Origin of the sequence: Micromonospora sp. CA-248089 (genome assembly GCF_050948515.1) — a bacterium.
GTDB lineage: Bacteria > Actinomycetota > Actinomycetes > Mycobacteriales > Micromonosporaceae > Micromonospora.
Genome location: NZ_CP192016.1, coordinates 1,435,111 through 1,450,417, shown reverse-complemented (window position 1 = coordinate 1,450,417; position 15,307 = coordinate 1,435,111). Strand labels below are relative to the sequence as shown.

At 73.6% G+C, this 15,307-nt stretch carries 20 protein-coding genes; 6 read left to right on the top strand and 14 right to left on the bottom strand.

Annotated elements, in window-relative coordinates; all coding sequences use genetic code 11:
- Nucleotide 1 precedes the first annotated feature (1 nt).
- Nucleotides 2–343 carry a hypothetical protein gene (locus tag ACQP26_RS07165; RefSeq protein WP_433495261.1) on the bottom strand — a complete coding sequence of 114 codons (342 nt, stop codon included), beginning with the start codon at nt 341–343 and terminating at the stop codon, nt 2–4.
- A gap of 439 nt (nt 344–782) precedes the next feature.
- Here ACQP26_RS07165 and ACQP26_RS07160 point away from each other — a divergent pair, with 439 nt between their 5' ends.
- Complete coding sequence (locus ACQP26_RS07160) at nt 783–1,856, top strand: tyrosine recombinase XerC (RefSeq protein WP_281578760.1); 1,074 nt, start codon at nt 783–785, stop codon at nt 1,854–1,856.
- An 88-nt stretch (nt 1,857–1,944) separates the two neighbouring features.
- Nucleotides 1,945–3,126: an aminotransferase class V-fold PLP-dependent enzyme gene (locus ACQP26_RS07155; RefSeq protein WP_281578761.1), complete on the top strand. Its 1,182-nt coding sequence runs from the start codon at nt 1,945–1,947 to the stop codon at nt 3,124–3,126.
- A gap of 32 nt (nt 3,127–3,158) precedes the next feature.
- On the opposite strand, the gene ACQP26_RS07150 is transcribed toward ACQP26_RS07155, so the two are convergent.
- Nucleotides 3,159–3,773, bottom strand: coding sequence for a murein hydrolase activator EnvC family protein (locus ACQP26_RS07150; protein WP_433496099.1), 615 nt, complete (start codon nt 3,771–3,773; stop codon nt 3,159–3,161).
- 249 nt (nt 3,774–4,022) lie between these two features.
- Here ACQP26_RS07150 and ACQP26_RS07145 point away from each other — a divergent pair, with 249 nt between their 5' ends.
- A complete protein-coding gene (locus ACQP26_RS07145) occupies nt 4,023–4,682 on the top strand; it encodes a methyltransferase domain-containing protein (protein ID WP_281578763.1) in 660 nt (219 codons plus the stop codon).
- On the top strand, nt 4,679–5,785 hold the full coding sequence (locus tag ACQP26_RS07140) for a sulfite oxidase (protein ID WP_433495260.1): 1,107 nt from the start codon (nt 4,679–4,681) through the stop codon (nt 5,783–5,785). Before ACQP26_RS07145 ends, ACQP26_RS07140 begins: the two co-directional genes overlap by 4 nt.
- Before the next feature lie 12 nt (nt 5,786–5,797).
- Here ACQP26_RS07140 and ACQP26_RS07135 read toward each other — a convergent pair whose 3' ends face one another.
- The 12 genes from ACQP26_RS07135 to proS form a co-directional block, all read right to left on the bottom strand.
- A complete protein-coding gene (locus ACQP26_RS07135) occupies nt 5,798–6,121 on the bottom strand; it encodes a DUF2469 domain-containing protein (protein ID WP_011905215.1) in 324 nt (107 codons plus the stop codon).
- Nucleotides 6,118–6,999: a ribonuclease HII gene (locus tag ACQP26_RS07130; RefSeq protein WP_269701482.1), complete on the bottom strand. Its 882-nt coding sequence runs from the start codon at nt 6,997–6,999 to the stop codon at nt 6,118–6,120. The genes ACQP26_RS07135 and ACQP26_RS07130 overlap by 4 nt, the downstream gene beginning before the upstream one ends.
- The gene (locus ACQP26_RS07125; protein ID WP_433495259.1) at nt 6,993–7,460 is read right to left on the bottom strand and encodes an NUDIX hydrolase; all 468 of its coding nucleotides are present in this window, start codon (nt 7,458–7,460) and stop codon (nt 6,993–6,995) included. Before ACQP26_RS07125 ends, ACQP26_RS07130 begins: the two co-directional genes overlap by 7 nt.
- A gap of 90 nt (nt 7,461–7,550) precedes the next feature.
- Nucleotides 7,551–8,183, bottom strand: a complete 633-nt coding sequence (lepB, locus tag ACQP26_RS07120) for a signal peptidase I (RefSeq protein WP_269701485.1) — start codon at nt 8,181–8,183, stop codon at nt 7,551–7,553.
- The gene (gene lepB / locus ACQP26_RS07115) at nt 8,180–9,061 is read right to left on the bottom strand and encodes a signal peptidase I (protein WP_281578765.1); all 882 of its coding nucleotides are present in this window, start codon (nt 9,059–9,061) and stop codon (nt 8,180–8,182) included. Before lepB (ACQP26_RS07115) ends, lepB (ACQP26_RS07120) begins: the two co-directional genes overlap by 4 nt.
- Nucleotides 9,062–9,229: 168 nt before the next feature.
- On the bottom strand, nt 9,230–9,589 hold the full coding sequence (gene rplS / locus ACQP26_RS07110; RefSeq protein WP_013284591.1) for a 50S ribosomal protein L19: 360 nt from the start codon (nt 9,587–9,589) through the stop codon (nt 9,230–9,232).
- Nucleotides 9,590–9,732: 143 nt separating this feature from the next.
- Nucleotides 9,733–10,521, bottom strand: coding sequence for a tRNA (guanosine(37)-N1)-methyltransferase TrmD (gene trmD, locus ACQP26_RS07105; RefSeq protein ID WP_433495258.1), 789 nt, complete (start codon nt 10,519–10,521; stop codon nt 9,733–9,735).
- A gap of 13 nt (nt 10,522–10,534) precedes the next feature.
- Nucleotides 10,535–11,074, bottom strand: a complete 540-nt coding sequence (rimM, locus tag ACQP26_RS07100; RefSeq protein ID WP_433495257.1) for a ribosome maturation factor RimM — start codon at nt 11,072–11,074, stop codon at nt 10,535–10,537.
- A complete protein-coding gene (locus ACQP26_RS07095; protein WP_026268109.1) occupies nt 11,074–11,334 on the bottom strand; it encodes an RNA-binding protein in 261 nt (86 codons plus the stop codon). Before ACQP26_RS07095 ends, rimM begins: the two co-directional genes overlap by 1 nt.
- Nucleotides 11,309–11,764, bottom strand: coding sequence for a 30S ribosomal protein S16 (rpsP, locus tag ACQP26_RS07090; protein WP_269701490.1), 456 nt, complete (start codon nt 11,762–11,764; stop codon nt 11,309–11,311). Before rpsP ends, ACQP26_RS07095 begins: the two co-directional genes overlap by 26 nt.
- 242 nt (nt 11,765–12,006) lie before the next feature.
- Nucleotides 12,007–12,675: a DUF402 domain-containing protein gene (locus ACQP26_RS07085; RefSeq protein ID WP_269701491.1), complete on the bottom strand. Its 669-nt coding sequence runs from the start codon at nt 12,673–12,675 to the stop codon at nt 12,007–12,009.
- Nucleotide 12,676: 1 nt separating this feature from the next.
- On the bottom strand, nt 12,677–14,083 hold the full coding sequence (gene proS, locus ACQP26_RS07080) for a proline--tRNA ligase (protein WP_269701492.1): 1,407 nt from the start codon (nt 14,081–14,083) through the stop codon (nt 12,677–12,679).
- A gap of 69 nt (nt 14,084–14,152) precedes the next feature.
- On the opposite strand from proS, the gene ACQP26_RS07075 reads away from it, so the two are divergent.
- Both ACQP26_RS07075 and ACQP26_RS07070 read left to right on the top strand, forming a co-directional pair.
- Nucleotides 14,153–14,683 carry a hypothetical protein gene (locus ACQP26_RS07075; RefSeq protein ID WP_269701493.1) on the top strand — a complete coding sequence of 177 codons (531 nt, stop codon included), beginning with the start codon at nt 14,153–14,155 and terminating at the stop codon, nt 14,681–14,683.
- 25 nt (nt 14,684–14,708) lie between these two features.
- Nucleotides 14,709–15,302, top strand: a complete 594-nt coding sequence (locus ACQP26_RS07070; protein WP_433495256.1) for a TetR family transcriptional regulator — start codon at nt 14,709–14,711, stop codon at nt 15,300–15,302.
- Nucleotides 15,303–15,307 lie beyond the last annotated feature (5 nt).

Genomic DNA, 15,307 nt, shown 5'->3' with positions numbered 1-15,307 from the left:
GTCAGTCGCCCTCGAACCGGATCTCGGCGTCGCGGCGCTCGGCACATCGGCGGACGAGCCGGGCCAGCCGTTGGACGTGGTCGACCTCCGCGGGCGCCCGCGCCACCTCCGCCAGGCACCGCAGCTCGGCGAGCAGGTGCGGCATCCGTTCGGCGCCCACGGCCAGCTCACCGAGCGGGTCGACGCGGTCCAGCAGCGGGGTCCGACCCCCGCCGCGGACACGTTTGAGCAGGTCGAGCAGGACATCCTGCGGGTCCGCCACGACCTCGATCGAGACGTACACGGGTCGGCGACGGTGGTCACCCGCCGACACCTGCCGGTAGAGGACGGCGTCCACTCCCACTCTCGGCCCTCCTCGTACCGGGCGTCACCGTCGCGGGGGACGCACTGGCCTGATCGCGGCCGGATCAACCCTCCGTCGGGGCCGGCTCGGCCACGCTGCCCGCCGGTTGCCGCACCGGAGCGTGCCGCAGCACGAGTTTCCCCTGTCCAGACCCGCTTCTGCTACCCCGCTCAGCGCGCCGTCACATATCCCTGGCCGGAACCCAAGCGGCCGACGTGGCCGACGGCACACGGCTGTCGCCGGCCGATGCCCGAAGGCGGAGCGGCGGCCGGACGACGGCACGACCGGGCGACGGCACGACGAGGGCGGCGCGTCGGCGGCGGCACGGCGAGGCGGGGCCGGCGGCACGGCGAACGGCGGCGCTCCGGCCTTACCCTGAGGCGGTGATCGGTGTCCGCCTCCCGCGCCGCGACCGCGTACGCCCGGACCGGGTCCCGCGATGAGCAGGCGGCAGCGCGGCACGCGGGACGCGCACGAGGAGCTACCCGCCTCGATGCGCGAGGCGGTGGACGACTTCGCCGACCACCTGTCGCGGGTCCGCAACCGCTCCGTCCACACCGTCCGGGCGTACGTCACGGATTTGGTGTCGCTGCTCGACCACGCGGTCCGGATGGGCTGTGCCGAGCTGCCCGAGCTGGACCTCGCCGTGGTGCGCAGCTGGCTGGCGAAACAGCGGACCATGGGTGCGGCCCGGACGACGATGGCGCGGCGCGCGGCCGCAGCCCGGACGTTCAGCGCCTGGGCACACCGGACCGGCCTGCTCGCCGACGACGTGGCGGCCCCGCTGGCCAGCCCTCGCGCGCGGCGGGAACTGCCCACGGTGCTGCGCGCCGACCAGGCGGCCGCCCTGGTGGAGGCCCCGTCTCGGCAGCGCCCGGGCCAGCCCGGGGCCGACAGCTCGACGGTCCACCCCGACGGGGCCGGGCTCGGACCCGACCACGGAACGGCCGCCGGACGGGCAGCCGGCGAACGGGCATCCGCCCGCCCGGCCGGCGACGGCCCGCCTGACGCGGTGCTGCTGCGCGACCGGCTGCTGCTCGAACTGCTCTACGGCACCGGGGTACGCATCAGCGAGGCGTGCGGTCTGGACGTCACCGACGTCGACCAGGCCCGCCGGGTGGTACGCGTGCTGGGCAAGGGCGGACGGGAACGCTCGGTGCCCTACGGGGTGCCGGCCCAGCGGGCGCTCGACGCCTGGCTGCGCGACGGACGACCCGCCCTGCTGGCCCCGGGCTCGGGCCGGGCGCTGCTGCTCGGGGCGCGAGGCGGGCGGCTCAACCCGACCACCGCGCGGCGGATCGTGTCCGGGTGGGCCGGGGCCGCCGGGGTGCCGAGGGTGACTCCGCACGGGCTGCGCCACTCGGCCGCGACGCACCTGCTCGAAGGCGGCGCTGACCTGCGCGCCGTGCAGGAGCTGCTGGGGCACTCGTCGCTCGCCAGCACCCAGATCTACACGCACGTCTCGGTCGAGCGGCTCCGCGCCGCGTACCGGCAGGCCCACCCCCGCGCCTGACCGCCACGGGCGCGCAGGCAGCGTCGGTGGAACGGTCAGCGGGCGGAATCCGGCCGGCGCATGATCCATCTCGGGCTAGGATCGGTGGATGACGGTGCCGCAGCCGCCCGAGCCGATTCCCGGGGCTCGGCTGCTCTTCTCCCTCGATCCGTCCGTCAGCCATCTCAACCACGGCTCGTTCGGCGCCGTACCGATCGCCGTGCAGCGTGCCCAGCAGCGCCTGCGTGACGAGATGGAGGCCAACCCGCTGCGGTTCTTCACGCAGGGCCTGGTCGACCGGATCGCCCACGCCCGGCGGCACCTGGCCGCGTTCCTCGGCGCCGACCCGGACGGCACCACGCTCGTCGGCAACGCCACCACCGGTGCGGCGGTGGTGCTGCAGTCGCTGGCGCTGCGCCCCGGCGACGAGATCGTGACCACCGACCACGGGTACGGGGCGGTGGCGCTGTCGGTCGCCCGGGAGTGCGCCCGCACCGGAGCGGTGTCCCGCACCCTGCCGGTGCCGTTGACCGCCACCGACGAGGAGGTGGTCGAGATCGTCCGCGACGGGCTGCGTCCGGGGCGTACCAAGCTGTTGATCGTCGACCAGCTCACCTCGCCGACCGCCCGGCTGTTCCCGACCGCGGCGATCGTCGCGGTGGCCCGGGAACGGGGCGTGCCGGTGCTGGTGGACGCCGCCCACGCGCCGGGCATGCTGCCCGCCACCGTCGCGTCCGTCGGCGCCGACTTCTGGGTCGGCAACCTGCACAAGTGGGCGTACGCGCCGCGCGGCACCGCCGCGCTCGTGGTGGCGCCGCAGTGGCGGGAGAAGATCCAGCCGCTCGTCGTCTCGTGGGAGCAGGACAGCGGCTTCCCGGTCCGGGTCGAGTGGCAGGCGACGCTCGACTACACGGGTTGGCTGGCCGCGCCGGTGGGCCTGTTCACGTTGCGTAGCCTCGGCGTCGACCGGGTACGCGCGCACAACGCCGCGCTGGCCGCGTACGGCCAACGGGTCGTCGGGGACGCGCTCGGTGTGGCGCCGGAGCGGCTGCCGGAGCCCGGCGGACCGGCGGTCGCCATGCGGCTCGTGCCGCTGCCGCCCGGTGTCGCGACGACGCTGGACGCGGCCCGGGAGCTGCGGACCCGGATCGCCGACCGGCTCTCCGCCGAGGTGTCGATCGCCGGTTGGAACGGGCGCGGCTACCTGCGGTTGTGCGGCCAGGTCTACAACACCCCCGACGAGTACGACCGGCTGGCCGTCCGGCTGCCCACGCTGCTCGCCCAGAGCTGAGCCCGCGCGCCGCCGACCGGCGCAGCGGCCGATCAGCCGGCGACAACCGCGGAACTGTCGGGGACGGGGTGCAGCGGCAGCAACCGAACCCGACCGAGCCCGAGCAGGGCCAGCGGGTCGAGGTACTCCGCGTCGCGCCGCAGTCCCCAGTGCAGGCACGCCGCCTCCACGCACCCGGGATGCCCGGCGAGCAGGTCACCGACGGGCGTGCCGGCCTCCACCAGGGCGCCGGCGGTGACCCGGGAGCGGACCGGCTCGTAGGTGGTGCGCAACCCGTCGGGATGGCCGACGGTGAGCACCGGCCGACCGGCGACCGTACCGGCGAACAGGACGATCCCGGCGCCGGCCGCCAGCACCGGCGCACCGGGCGCGGCCGCGAGGTCGACGCCCCGGTGCCCGGACAGCCAGGGCTGCGGCGGCGGGTCGAACCGCCGCACCACCCGGGGCGCACCCGGCAGCGGCCACCGGAATCGCCCACCGGGCGCGGCCCGACGTCCCGCCCCCGAGACACCCGCCATCGGGTCACCGGCGGTCGAGGCACCCCCCGAGGAACCGGGGAACGGCCCGGCCACGGACGAGTAGGCACCTGCCGCAGAACCGGCGAACGGCCCGGCCACGAACGAATGGGCACCGGTCCAGGACGACAGCGGCCCGGCCGAGGACGACAGCACCACCCGGGACGGCGTGGAGGCGCCCGGCAGGCAAGCCGCGAGGAACAGCACCGACAGCACGGCCCGGCCGGCCGGAGAGATCGAGATGCGCACGCCGGCCACCCTGCCGGCCCCGGGCACCGTCCCGCGAACCCCGCACGAGCGCCCTGTGGACGAGGCACCGACTGTGGACGGGCGCCGAAATCGGGGCCGATCTGCTACGGCCGGGACGCCTATGCTGGCCGGGTGACGAAGGACTGGTACGCCTGGCACAGCGACTACGACCAGCCCGAGTCCGCGCTGGCCCGGCGACTCGCCGAGGTGCGGCAGCGTGTCGCCGACGCGCTCGACGCCGCACCACCCGGCCCGCTGCGCGCGCTGAGTCTCTGCGCGGGTCAGGGCCGCGACCTGATTCCGGTGCTGGCCAGCCACCCCCGGGGCGGCGACGTGACCGCCCGCCTGGTCGAGCTGGACGCCCGTAACGCCGACCTGGCCCGCCGTGCCGCCGCCGACGCGGGGCTCACCGGCGTGGAGGTGGTGACCGGGGACGCCTCGCTGACCGACCGCTACGCCGATCTGGCCCCGGCGGATCTGGTGCTGGTCTGCGGCATCTTCGGCAACATCACCGACGACGACATCCGGGCCACGGTGCGGCACTGCGCCTCGCTCTGCGCCACCGGCGGCACGGTGCTGTGGACGCGGCACCGCCGCGAGCCGGACCTCGTGCCGGTCATCTGCGAGTGGTTCGCCGAGGAGGGCTTCGAGCCGGTGGCGGTGAACAGCCCCGCCGACGGGGTGGGCGTCGGCGCGCACCGCTTCACCGGCACGCCCCGCCCGTTGGCGGCGGGGGTGCGGATGTTCACGTTCGTGGGCTACGACGTGCTGGAGCGGACGGAGCAGTCATGACCACAGTGGACGACGTCAGCCGGCCCTCCCGGGTGGCCGGGCCGGACGAGGCGATCAGCACCGAGGAGCTCCAGCTCGCCGCGCGCAACCACGGCATCCCGCTGGAGGCGCTGCGGTACGACGTGACCCCGGCGGGCCTGCACTACCTGCTCATCCACTACGACATCCCGGACGTCGACCCGTCCGCGTACGCACTGAGCGTGTCCGGCGCGGTCGAGCGTCCACTGCGGCTGGACCTGGCGGCGCTGCGCGACCGGCCCCGGGTGACCCACCGCGTGACGTTGGAGTGCGCCGGCAACGGCCGGGCGCTGCTGCACCCCCGTCCGGTCAGCCAGCCCTGGCTGGTGGAGGCGGTGGGCAACGCCGAGTGGACCGGTACGCCGCTGGCACCGCTGCTGCGTGAGGCCGGCCTGTCCGGCGACGCGGTGGACGTGGTGTTCACCGGCGCGGACCACGGGGTGGAGCGCGGCGTCGAGCAGGACTACCAGCGGGCGCTGCCGGTGGCCGACGCGCTGCGCGAGGAGGTGCTGCTGGCGTACGAGATGAACGGCGCTCCCCTGCTGCCGCAGCACGGCGCGCCGCTGCGCCTGATCGTGCCCGGCTGGTACGGCATGGCGCACGTGAAGTGGCTGCGCGACATCACGGTGACGACCGAGCCGTTCGACGGCTACCAGAACACGGTGGCCTACCGGCTACGGCGCGACGCCGACGAGCCGGGCGTGCCGGTGACCCGGATCGAGCCGCGCGCGCTGGTGCGTCCGCCCGGTTTCCCGGATTTCATGTCCCGCACCCGGGTGCTGCGGCCGGGGCCGTGCACTCTGGACGGCCGGGCCTGGTCCGGCCACGCGCCGGTGACCTCGGTCGAGGTGACGACGGACGGCGGCGAGACGTGGACGCCGGCGGTGCTGGACGAGCCGTCCGGGGGCGAGTGGGCCTGGCGCCGGTGGTCGGTGAGCTGGACGGCGACGCCGGGGCGGTACGTGCTGGGCGCCCGGGCGACCGACGCGTCGGGGCGTACCCAGCCGGTCGAGCAGCCGTGGAACCGGGGCGGGTTCGCGAACAACCTGGTGCAGCGGGTCGAGGTGGTAGTGCCGGCGCAGTGATCCGGCGCCCGGTCAGCTCCCGAATCCGGAATCTGCGGGAAGCGAGATGTCGGGCTTTTCGAGCTCTTCCACATTGACGTCCTTGAACGTCATTACTCGAACATTCTTGACGAAACGGGCAGGGCGGTACATGTCCCACACCCAGGCGTCGTGCATCTCGACCTCGAAGTAGACCTCGCCGTCGGAGTTGCGCACGTGCAGGTCGACCTGGTTCGCCAGGTAGAACCGGCGCTCGGTCTCCACCACGTAGGAGAACTGGCGGACGATGTCGCGGTACTCCCGGTAGAGCTGCAGCTCCATCTCGGTCTCGTACTTCTCGAGATCTTCCGCGCTCATCGCACTCCGCCTTCCATGACCACATCTTCCCCCACTGACGCCGGAGGTCGCGGCTGCTCGCCCAACGCCACGCCGACGGTACCCCCTGACGCGCCGCAGTGCCCCATCGGCTCGTCCGGGCGCCCGGCGAACGCGCCGGGCCCGAGACCCGGCAGCCCGGCCGCGGGCTCGGGCGGCGCCACGCCGGCGCCGTCGCCCGCCGGGCGGCGGGCGCGGGGAGGCCGGCCGTCCCGTCCGGAGACGGCGGCCACGTTCACGTACGAGAAGCGGTGTTCCCGGCAGGGCCCGAGCGCACGCAGGGCGGCGCTGTGCTCGGCGGTGATGTAGCCCTTGTGCTCGGCGAAGCCGTAGCCGGGGAACCGCCCGTCCAGTTCCACCATCATCCGGTCCCGGGTGACCTTGGCGAGCACGCTCGCCGCCGCGACACACGCGGCCACCCGGTCACCCTTCCAGACCGCCAGGCCCGGCACGTCCAGCCCGTCGACGCCGAAGCCGTCGGTCAGCACGTACTCCGGGCGGGTGGTCAGCGAGGCGAGCGCCCGGCGCATCGCGGCGAGGTTGCACACGTGCAGCCCGCGGGCGTCGACCTCCTCGGCCGGGATGACCACCACGGCGTACGCCAGGGCCCGCGCCACCACCTCGTCGTAGACGCGCTCGCGGGCGGCGGCGGTGAGCAGCTTCGAATCGGCCAGCTCGTCGATCTCGCCGCGCCGGCCCTCGGGCAGGATCGCGGCGGCGGCCACGAGCGGCCCGGCGCAGGCGCCACGACCGGCCTCGTCGGCGCCCGCCACGTGCCGGAAGCCGCGCCGCTGCAGGGCCCGCTCCAGCGCGTAGAGGCCGCCGTCGCGACGGACCACGGTGCGCGGCGGGGTCAGCATGCGCCGCCTCCCGCCAGCACCGCGCCGAGCCGGCCGGGCAGGTCCGGCGGGTAGTAGCGCTCGGCCGAGGCGGCCAGCTCGGCCACCGGCCACCAGCGGTGCCCGTGCACGCTCGCCCGTTCGACGTCGTTGAAGCCGGCCGTGTCGACCTCCCAGCCCGTCACCCGGACCAGGTAGAACTGCTGATCCTGGCGATACCAGACACCGTCGAACGGGAACTCGACCGTCTCCGACCAGACCGGCGCGCCCAGCTCGGCCGGGGCCAGCCGCAGGCCGGTCTCCTCGGCCAGTTCCCGGGCGGCGCCGTCAGCCGGGGACTCCCCCGGGTCCAGCCCGCCGCCGGGGGTGAACCAGTAGCGGTGACCCGGCCGGGCCGGATCACTGCCCTGGAACAGCAGCACCCGGTCGGACGCGTCGACCAGCAGCACCCGGGCCGCGCGACGAGGGGTGTAGACGGTCACCGCACCAGCCTGCCAGACGCCTGCGACGAACGACCACGCCCTCCCGCCGCCGGCCGGAGCCCGGCGTGCCGGCGAGTGGGGCGGGCCTGCTCAGGGATTGGGGATCCCGTCGAACTGCTCCGGAACGCTGAGCCAGGTCGCGCGGCTGACCGGCCAGAAGATGGTGAAGGCCCGGCCGACGACCTCGCCCTCGGGGATGGTCGCCACGTTGATGTCCTCGCCGGACTGCTGCCAGTGCTCCAGCGAGTCGCCGGACGCCTCCCGGTGGTCACCCATGACCCACAGGCGCCCCTTCGGCACCGTGATGTCGAAGTCCTGGTCGGCGGGCTTGTTGCCGGGGAAGATGAACGGCTCGTCGATCGGCTTGCCGTTGATGACCAGCCGCTCCTGGCCGCTGGTGCGGTCGCAGCAGACCACGTGATCGCCGCCGACGCCGATGACCCGCTTGATGAAGTCCTCGCCGTCGGGGTTGCCGCTCCACTCGGTGGGCGCCTTGAAGACGATCACCTCACCCCGGTGGGGGGAGCGGAAGTCGTAGACCAGCTTGTTGACAAGCACCCGATCGTCGATCTTGAGGGTGTTCTCCATGGACGGCGACGGGATGAAGAAGGTCTGCAGCACGAAGGCACGCACCAGCACCGCGACCAGGATCGCCACGCCCAGGAGGATGGGCAGCTCCTTCCAGAAGGAGCTGCGGGGCTTCTCGGTCTGCTCGTCGATCACGGGTGGAGCCTACGTCGCCGGGTACGGCGCGGTCGCCCCGAACCCGCCAGAACGGTGAGCGTCGCTGCGACCGGGAGGATCAGGACGACGCCGCCGACCGGGTCGGGATCCACCGGCACCGGCACCGCCGGCGCGGCGTCCGAGCGGGGCACGCTGGTGAACGTCTCCGGTACGGGCAGACCGGTCCACCGCTGCGACGGCCAGACGATCATGAAGGCGCGGCCGACCACGTTCTCGATCGGCACCGGCCCCTGACATCGGGCGTCCTGCGAGACCAGCCGGTGGTCGCCCATCACGAAGATCTGCCCGGGCGGCACCACCACCTCGGTGAACTGCCGGGACCGGCACTCCTTGGGATTGGGCGGCAACTCGACCGGGGAGTCCTCGAAGAGGTACGCCTGCTCGTCCAGCGGCACCCCGTTGACCACCACCCGGCCGTCGTCGCAGCACCAGATCTTGTCGCCCGGCACCCCGATGACGCGCTTGATGAAGTCCTTCTCGCCGGGGCGGCTGACGCCCACCAGGTCGCCGAGCGTGCGGCCGACCCGCCCGGCGAAGTTGGCCGGCGGCGCGGGCGCCTCCTGGGCGACCCAGCGGTCGGTGCCCCGGAACACCACCACCTCGCCGCGAACCGGGTCGCGGACGTCGTAGACGACCTTGTTGACGAGCACCCGGTCGCCGACGAGCAGCGTGTTCTCCATCGACCCGGAGGGGATGAAGAACGCCTGGAGCAGGAACGTGCGGATCAGCACCGCGAGGCAGAACGCCACGATCAGCAGCAGCGGCAGCTCCTGCCAGAGCGGCATCTGCCGGCGGCCGCGGCGGGCCCGCCGACGCCAGGGATCGACGGTGCCGTCCTCGTCAACCATCTGCACCATGCCACTCTCCGGTCCGCGGAAACGACACTACCGCCCGGGAGTCCCCTCGGAGACCCCACGGGCGGTAGTGGACCGTTTCGCACCGTCCGGCTGCGCCCGTACCGACCAGGGTAGTGCGGTCCGGTCGATACGACATCCGCGCAGCTCGGGCGGCGTGGCGTACGGAATTCAGTTCGCCGGCTGCTTCTCCCGCAGCTCCTTGATCTTGGCCTTCTTGCCGCGCAGCTCGCGCAGGTAGTAGAGCTTGGCGCGACGCACGTCACCGCGGGTCACGACCTCGATCCGGTCGATGCCCGGGCCGTTGAGCGGGTAGGTCCGCTCCACGCCGACACCGAAGCTGACCTTGCGGACCGAGAAGGTCTCGCGCAGGCCGTCACCCTGGCGGCGGATGACGACGCCCTGGAAGATCTGGACCCGGGACCGGTTGCCCTCGACGACCCGCGCGTGCACCTTGACGGTGTCACCGGCACGGAAGTCGGGCAGGTCGGTACGCTTCGACTGGGCGTCAAGGGCGTCCAGGATGTTCATCGCTGCGTCCTCGTGAGGCTCACGGCGCATCGTCAGTCGATGCGCGGATGGGTGATTCTGACCCCCGGGTGGTGACCGGCGAGGCCGGCCCCGGTCGAGGGTCCTCGCAGCCGCCCACGGCGCGGACGGATGCGGCAACCCCTCTACTTTGCCACATGCCCCGGTGGCGAGGAAAATCCGCCCCGGTCCAGCGCCGCCCGGTCCCGCTTGTCGAGCGTCTCCGGGGGCAGTGCGGCGATCATGTCGGGGCGCCGGGCCGCGGTCCGCAGCAACGACTCGTCCCGCCGCCAGCGGTCGATCCTGGCGTGGTCGCCGGAGCGCAGCACCTCGGGCACGTCCAGCCCGCGCCAGCTCGCCGGCTTCGTGTAGAGCGGGGCCTCCAGCAACCCGTGCGCGTGCGACTCCTCGTCCAGCGACCCGGCGTTGCCGAGCACACCGGGCAGCAGCCGGGTGACCGCCTCCAGGATCACCAGCACGGCCACCTCGCCGCCGAACAGCACGTAGTCACCGAGGGAGACCTCGGTGACCGGCATCCGGGTCGCGGCGTGGTCCAGCACCCGCTGGTCGATGCCCTCGTACCGGCCGCAGGCGAACAGCAGGTGCGACTCGGCGGCCAGCTCGTGCGCGAGGGCCTGGGTGAACGGGACGCCCGCGGGCGACGGTACGAGCAGCCGGGGCAGCGTGTGCCCGTCCGGGCTCAGCTCGTCGGGCGCCAGCGCGTCCAGCGCCTCACCCCACGGCTCCGGCCGCATGACCATGCCGGGACCGCCGCCGTAGGGCGTGTCGTCGACGGTGCGGTGCACGTCGTGGGTCCAGGTCCGCAGATCGTGTACGGCCAGCCGCAGCGTGCCGTTCGCCCGGGCCTTGCCGATGAGCGACAGGTCCAGCGGGGCGAAGTACTCGGGGAAGATCGACACGATGTCGACGCGCATGCGACGGCTCCAGCTAGAGGTCGAGCAGGCCGCCGGGCAGGTCGACGACGACGCGACCGCCGGCCAGATCCACCTCGGGCACGATCGCCTTGACGAACGGGACCAGCGCGGTACGCCCCTCGGGGCGCCGCAGCACCAGCATGTCGGACGCGGGCGCGTGGTCGATGCGGGCCACCTCGCCCACGTGCTCGCCGTCGCGGGTGACCACGGCGAGCCCGACCAGCTGGTGGTCGTGGAACTCCTCCGGGTCCTCCGGCGGGGCGACGACGGCGCTGTCCACGCCGAGCAGCGTGTTGCGCAGCGCCTCGGCGACGTCGCGCTCCAGCACGCCCTCGAAGGCCACCAGCAGGCGGCCCTGGTGCCAGCGGGCCGCCTCGACGGTGAGTGTCGGTGGCACCCGCCAGGCGCCGGGCTCCGACGGGGTGACCCCCGGTTCGGTGGTCAACACCGAACCGGGGGCGAACCGTGCTTCGGGCTCGTCGGTACGCACCTCCACGGTGACCTCACCGCGGATGCCGTGCGGCTTACCGATCCGGCCGACGACGAGAAGCATCAGTACGAGTCGACGATGTCGACGCGTACCCCACGCCCGCCGATGGAGCCGATCACCTGGCGCAGCGCCTTGGCGGTCCGGCCGGACCGCCCGATCACCGTGCCGAGGTCCTCGGGGTGCACGCGGACTTCGAGGCGCTTGCCCCGACGGGAGTCGACCATGCGCACCCGGACGTCGTCCGGGTGGTCGACGATGCCCTTGACCAGGTGCTCCAGAGCGGGACGCAGCGGCATGTCAGGCCTGCTCGCCGGACTCGGCACCGGTCTGCTCCTCGGCCTTGGCCTCGGCCTTCGGCTCCTCCGCCTTGGCGGCGGCCTTCTTGGCCGGCTTGGCCGGGGTGTCCGCCACGCCGGCGGCGGCCTTCGCCTCGGCCTCGTACGCCGCCTTGCGGTCGGCCCGCTCGGGGGCGACCTTGAGCGGCGGCGGCGCGGGCAGGCCCTTGAACTTCTGCCAGTCACCGGTCAGCTCCAGCAGGCGCTGCACGGCCTCGCTCGGCTGGGCGCCGACCGAGAGCCAGTACTGGACCCGCTCCGACTTGACCTCGATCACCGAAGGGTCTTCCTTCGGCTGGTACACACCGACGAACTCGATCGCGCGACCGTCACGCTTGGTGCGCGAGTCGGCGACGACGATGCGGTACTGCGGGTTGCGGATCTTGCCCATCCGCAGGAGCCGGATCTTTACGGCCACAGTTGTTTCGCTCCTGTTGCGATCTCACCGGCCCGTACGGGCGGTGTGGCGGGTGAGCGCCGACCGGCACAGTGGGGTTTGGGCCGGAGACTGCTCGGTGAACTGGCGACGCGCCCGGGTTAGAGGGCGCCGGACGCGTGCCGGATACCAGCGAACCATTCTGCCAGATCCGGACCGGAACTCTCACACCGGACCCGGACACCACGCCCGGGCCGGGCCGGGCCGTGACCGACAACACCGCTTCAGCGCACCGGCGGGCGGTCCCACCCCGGCGGAAGTTCGTCCGGTACGTCCCATTCCGCGGGTGGAGTGAAGTCGCACCATGTGCCGTCGAACGGGAACTCCCCCGCCTCCGCGATCCGGATCACCCGCTCGCCCTCGGCGCGTACCGCCTTCTCGTCGGTCACCCAGTAGTGCTCCGGGAACGCCAGCCGCTCGGCGAACTCGTCCTCGTCCTTCCACTCCCAGCTGCGGTCCGGGTACACCACCACGTCGAGGTCCTGGTCGACCATGTCGACGCCGGCCACCGCGCCGTCGTCCCAGCGGACGCCGGGCTCCTCCAGGTTGACGTACCAGTTCTGGAAGCGGCCGGCGGCGTCGCGGAACCACCAGACCGAGTGGGCCGCGCCCGTGGGCAGGAACTTCAGCACCGGCGGCCCGTTCCACAGCCCCTGCGCGAGCCGGTAGGACGACGTCACCCACTCGGCGAACGGCACGGCCCGCATGCCCAGGCCGGCCTCCGTCACCTCGTGCGCGACGGGCGCTGTCCGCGCCACCCAGAGCAGCAGGCCGCGCTCGTCGTCGGAGACCACGCGGGCCGACCGGACCCAGCCGATCCGGCCGTGCCGCACGTTCCGGTGCAGGATCAGCCGCCCCGGCGCGAACCGGCCGGCCGGATCGCCGGGCCGCATCTCAGTACGCGCGGGCGAGGATCGCCACCAGGTCGGGCTCGTCCTCCGAGTCCGGCACCGAGCCGTCGGCGCGTACCAGGCAGCGGACCGTCACGCCCTGGCCGTTCGCCTCGGCCTCGCCCTCGACACCGACCGCCGACCACGGCACCCGCGCCCAGCCGGTGGCGGACGCCTCGATCGCCTCGGCCAGCGTCGACACCTCGACGGTGCGGGACCGGCGGAACTCCAGCGCCTGGTCGTGCAGCGCCCGCTGGTCGGCCTCCAGCGCGGCCAGGACCGCGCCGACCACGTCGGCCACCGGCGTCGGGGCCTTCGAGCCGTCCGTACGCCGGACCACGACCGCGTTGCCGGCGGCCAGGTCACGCGGGCCGACCTCGACGCGGACCGGGTAGCCGCGCAGCTCGGCGTCGACGGCGCGGCGGCCGAACGCGGTGTCGGTCCGGTCGTCCAGCGCCACCCGGACCCCGGAGTCGCGCAGCGCGTCGCACAGCTTGGCCGCCGCCTGGCTCACGCCCTCGCCGTCCTTGACGACCATCACGTACGCCTGGACCGGCGCCAGCTTCGGCGGCACCCGCAGCCCGTTGTCGTCGCCGTGGCACATGATCAGGCCGCCGAGCATCCGGGTGGAGGTGCCCCAGGACGTGGTCCACGCGTGCTCCCGGCCGCCCTCGGCCGAGGAGTAGCTGATGTCGAACGCCTTGGCGAAGTTCTGGCCCAGCTCGTGGCTGGTGCCCAGCTGCAGCGCCTTGCCGTCGCCCATCATGCCCTCGCACGTGTACGTGGCGGTGGCGCCGGCGAAGCGCTCCCGGGCGGTCTTCAGGCCGACCACCACCGGGATGCCGAGCACGTTGACCATCAGGTCCTCGTACGCCTCGTGCAGGATCCGCCGCGCGTAGGCGCGGGCGTCCTCACGGGTCGCGTGCGCGGTGTGCCCCTCCTGCCAGAGGAACTCGCTGGTGCGCAGGAAGATCCGCGGGCGCAGCTCCCACCGGACCACGTTCGCCCACTGGTTGAGCAGCAGCGGCAGGTCACGGTACGAGTCGATCCACTTGGCCATGAACTCGCCGATGACCGTCTCGCTCGTGGGGCGCACCACCACCGGCTCGGCGAGCTGCTTGCCGCCACCGTGCGTGACGACCGCCAGCTCCGGCGAGAAGCCCTCGACGTGCTCGGCCTCCCGCTTGAGGTAGCTCTCCGGGATGAACAGCGGGAAGTACGCGTTCTCCGCGCCGGCCGCCTTGATCCGGGCGTCCATCTCGGCCTGCATCCGCTCCCAGATGGCGTAGCCGGCCGGTCGGATCACCATGGTCCCCCGGACCGGGCCGTTGTCGGCCAGCTTCGCCTTGGCGATCAGGTCCTGGTACCAGCGGGGAAAGTCCTCCGCACGGGGAGTGAGCACGCGTGCCATGACCGCACATCCTATGCGTCCCGTGACGGGTCGGCGCAGCCGGGCGCGCCCGCACTACCATCTGCCGTCATGCTTCCCCCCGACCTCGACCCGGCACCGGCGCTGGCCCCGCTCGCCGCCCGGTGGGTGGCCTGGGTGGCCGCCCACCGGCAGCCGGTCAACCCGCTCAAGGACACCACCGGCCGGCACGGCGGGCGGCACCAGCCCGACGACGTGTGGTTCCTCGCGGGCACGCAGGGCGGAAGGGTCAGCCGGCGCTGCGTGGTGCCGGCGGGTCGCCCCCTGTTCTTCCCGGCGATCTGCTGCTGGACGTTCGGCCGCCGGGACGACCCGGTCCCGCCGATGCCCCACGCCGAGGGGCACGCCGAACTGGACGGGGTCGCGGTGCCGGTGCGGGCGGCGGGCTCCCCCGCCTCGTTCCCCGTCCGGGGGTTCTTCAACAACGTCGTCACCGCGTGGCCGTGGCCGGTGCACGTCTCCTGCTGGGGCCTGTGGGGTCTGGTGCCGCCGCCCGCGCCGGGAACGCACCGCCTGACCTTCGCCGGCCACGACGGCGGACGGCTCCGGGTCGAGGCGGAGTACGAACTCGAGGTGCGCTGAACCGCGACCGTAGACTTCGATCACCATGCCTAAGCCGAGGAACGCCACTCCGGTGCGCGACACGATCGTCGACGCCGCCCGTTCGCTGACCGTCACGACCGGCTGGGCCGGGGTCCGGATGGGTGCGGTCGCGAGCGCGGCGGGGGTGAGCCGGCAGACGGTCTACAACGAGTTCGGCACCAAGGCGGGCCTGGGCGAGGCGCTGGCCCGGTACGAGGTGGACCGGTTCGTCGGCCAGGTCCGGTCCGCGCTCGACGAGCACGACTCCGACGTCCGCGCGGCCGCGTACGCCGCGATCCACCGCACCCTCGCCTCGGCCGCCGAGAACCCGCTGGTACGGGCGGTCCTGACGAGCACACCGGGCGGCTCGGAGGAGCTGTTGCCCTATCTGACCACCCGGTCCGAGCTGGTGCTCGCCGAGGCCGCGCGGGCGCTGCTGGAGTGGACCGGCGAACGCCTGCCCGGCGCCGACCCGGCAGCCCTGGCGTTCGCGGCGGACAGCGTCGTACGCCTGGTGGTGAGCCACATCGTGTTGCCCGGTGGCCCTGTCGACGAGACCGCCGACCGGCTGGCCGACCTGGCGGTGCGCCTGTTCCTGACGGCGGCGACGGCCCGCTAGACCGA